Source organism: Stenotrophomonas pictorum JCM 9942, assembly GCF_001310775.1.
GTDB classification, from domain to species: domain Bacteria; phylum Pseudomonadota; class Gammaproteobacteria; order Xanthomonadales; family Xanthomonadaceae; genus Stenotrophomonas; species Stenotrophomonas pictorum.
The window spans coordinates 1-2,810 of record NZ_BAZI01000343.1; the positions used below are offsets into that span (position 1 = coordinate 1).

General features: G+C 68.0%; 2 protein-coding genes and 1 pseudogene. 2 read left to right on the top strand and 1 reads right to left on the bottom strand.

Annotated features, from left to right (window positions below):
* Positions 1-579: LysR substrate-binding domain-containing protein (locus JCM9942_RS13425; protein ID WP_157722927.1), on the bottom strand; the 579-nt coding region annotated here is incomplete at its 3' end.
* A gap of 97 nt (positions 580-676) precedes the next feature.
* Here JCM9942_RS13425 and JCM9942_RS13430 point away from each other — a divergent pair.
* Complete coding sequence (locus JCM9942_RS13430; protein ID WP_054660294.1) at positions 677-1,711, top strand: YeiH family protein; 1,035 nt, start codon at positions 677-679, stop codon at positions 1,709-1,711.
* A gap of 46 nt (positions 1,712-1,757) precedes the next feature.
* A pseudogene (gene dbpA / locus JCM9942_RS13435) lies at positions 1,758-2,810 on the top strand (ATP-dependent RNA helicase DbpA); the annotation flags it as partial.

The following is a 2,810-nucleotide window of genomic DNA, read 5'->3' on the forward strand; positions in this document are numbered from 1 at the left end:
CTGGCGCAGCGCGACCTCCCCGGCCCCCTGCGCCCATTCCGCGGCCTGTGGGTGCCGCGGGCCGTAGACAATCACCAGCTCATCCTCACGCCAGCGCACCAGCTCCAGCCCCGGCTCATGGCAGGGCCCCTCGATCAGGCCGATGTCCACCTGTAGCTGCTGCACAGCCGCGGCCACCTCGCGGGTGTTGCCGATGCTCAGATCGACATGGGCCTGCTCATTGGCATCCTGCAGATCGGCGATCAGCCCCGGCATGAGGTAGTTGCCGATCGTGGTGCTGGCCCCCAGCCGCCAGCGTACCGGCGCTCCGGCTTCACGCCCGGCGCGGAAGCGCCGTTCGATATCGGCCACCCCGGCCAGCACGGCATGCGCCTGCGGCAGCAGCGCCCGGCCATGGCCGTTGAGCACCAGCCGGCGGCCGATCCGGTCGAACAATGCCAGCCCCAGCAGGCTCTCCAGCTCACTCAAGGCGGCGCTCACGGCGGATTGCGACAGACCGATGCTCTCACCGGCGGCCGTGGTGGTGCCGTTCTCGGCGATGGCGGTGAAGATCTGCAGCTGGCGCAGTGAGAGGTGCATGAATTACCCGAAAACCAGGTCGATATTACAAATATAATCCGTTTTACGGATTGGTTTCATCGGATCAAGATTAGCCATCTCCTGATAACCGACCGTTATGAACACTCCCGCCTCTTCACGTATCCCCGGCCTGGTACTGACAGCGGCCGTGGCCGCGCTGTCGATCTGGCTGGGCACATTGCCGTGGATACAGAGCCACGGCATCAGCGCCCTGACCCTGGCCATCGTGATCGGCATCGTGCTGGGCAACTCGATCTACGGGCGCATCGCGCCGCGCGCCGCCACCGGCGTGGGCTTTTCCAAGTCCACCCTGCTGCGCGCCGGCATCATCCTCTACGGCCTGCGCCTGACCCTGCAGGACATCGGCCAGGTCGGTACCGCCGGCGTACTGATCGATGCGCTGGTGCTGTGCTCGACCTTCGCCCTGGCCTGGTGGCTGGGTACCCGAGTGCTGGGCATGGACCGCAACCAGGCGCTGCTGATCGGCGCCGGCAGCTCGATCTGCGGTGCGGCGGCGGTGATGGCGGCCGAGCCGGTGGTCAAAGGCCGTGCCGAGCAGGTCGCCGTGGCGGTGGCCACGGTGGTGGTGTTCGGCACCGTGGCGATGTTCCTGTACCCGGCGATCTACCAGTGGGGCCTGGGCGCGGGCTGGATGCCGCTGGATGAAACCGGTTTCGGCATCTTCACCGGCTCCACCGTGCATGAAGTGGCGCAGGTGGTGGCGGCCGGCCGCGCGATCAGCCCCGAGGCTGGCGATGCCGCGGTTATCGCCAAGATGGTGCGGGTGATGATGCTGGCGCCGTTCCTGGTCGGCCTGTCGGCGCTGCTGGCCCGTGGCAAGGGCGCCGCCAAGGGGCAGCGTTCGAAGATCGCCATCCCCTGGTTCGCCTTCGGCTTCGTCGGCATGGTCGCGTTCAACTCGCTGCAGCTGCTGCCCGCACCGCTGGTCGGCCTGCTGGTCGAACTGGACACCGCGCTGCTGGCGATGGCGATGGCCGCGCTGGGCCTGACCACCCACGTTTCGGCCCTGCGCCAGGCCGGCGCCAAGCCGATGCTGCTGGCCGCGCTGCTGTTTGTCTGGCTGCTGGCCGGCGGCATGGCGATCAACCTGGGTATCGGTGCCCTGCTCTGAATGCACGGCGGCAGGCACGGTCATGCGGCATCTGCGAAAATGCGGCATGACCGACTTCTCCTCCCTGCCGCTGTCCCCGGCACTCGCACCCGGCATCGACGCGCTGGGCTACACCACGATGACCCCGGTACAGGCGCAGAGCCTGCCGCCGATCCTGGAAGGCCGCGATGTGATCGCCCAGGCCCCGACCGGCAGCGGCAAGACCGCCGCCTTTGGTCTGGGCCTGCTGCACCGGCTCGATCCGGCCACCCTGCGGGTACAGGCGCTGGTGCTGTGCCCGACCCGCGAACTGGCCGACCAGGTCGGCAAGCAGCTGCGCAAGCTGGCCACCGGCATTCCCAACCTCAAGCTGCTGGTGCTGACCGGCGGGATGCCGCTGGCACCGCAGCTGGCCTCGCTGGAAGTCCATCACCCGCATGTGGTGGTGGGTACGCCCGGACGCATCCAGGAGCTGGCCCGCAAGCGCGCGCTGAACCTGGGCCAGGTGCGCTGCTTCGTGCTGGATGAGGCCGATCGCATGCTGGACATGGGCTTCGAGGAGCCGATCCGCGAGATCGCCGGGCGCACCCACAAGGAACGCCAGAGCCTGCTGTTCTCGGCCACGTTCCCCGAATCGATCCGCGAGCTGGCCCGGGCGCTGCTCAACGAGCCGGTCGAGGTCACCATCGACGGCCAGACCGAGGCGCCGTCCATCCACCAGCTGTTCTTCGAAACCGAGCTGTCCAGCAAGCAGAAGGCGCTGGCCGGCCTGCTGCTCAAGTACACGCCCGAATCGGCGGTGGTGTTCTGCAACACCCGCAAGGACGTGGACGAGGTAGCCAACTCGCTGCGCCAGTTCGGCTTCTCCGCGCTCGCGCTGCATGGCGACATGGAACAGCGTGACCGCGACGAAGTGCTGCTGCAGTTCTCCAACCGCAGCTGCAACGTACTCGTCGCCAGCGATGTGGCCGCCCGCGGACTGGACGTGGAAGACCTGGCAGCCGTGGTCAACTACGAGCTGCGACCGATATCGACACCTACCAGCACCGCGTCGGCCGTACCGGTCGCGCCGGTCGCAGCGGGCTTGCGCTAAGCCTGGTCACCGGCCGCGAGCGCAGCC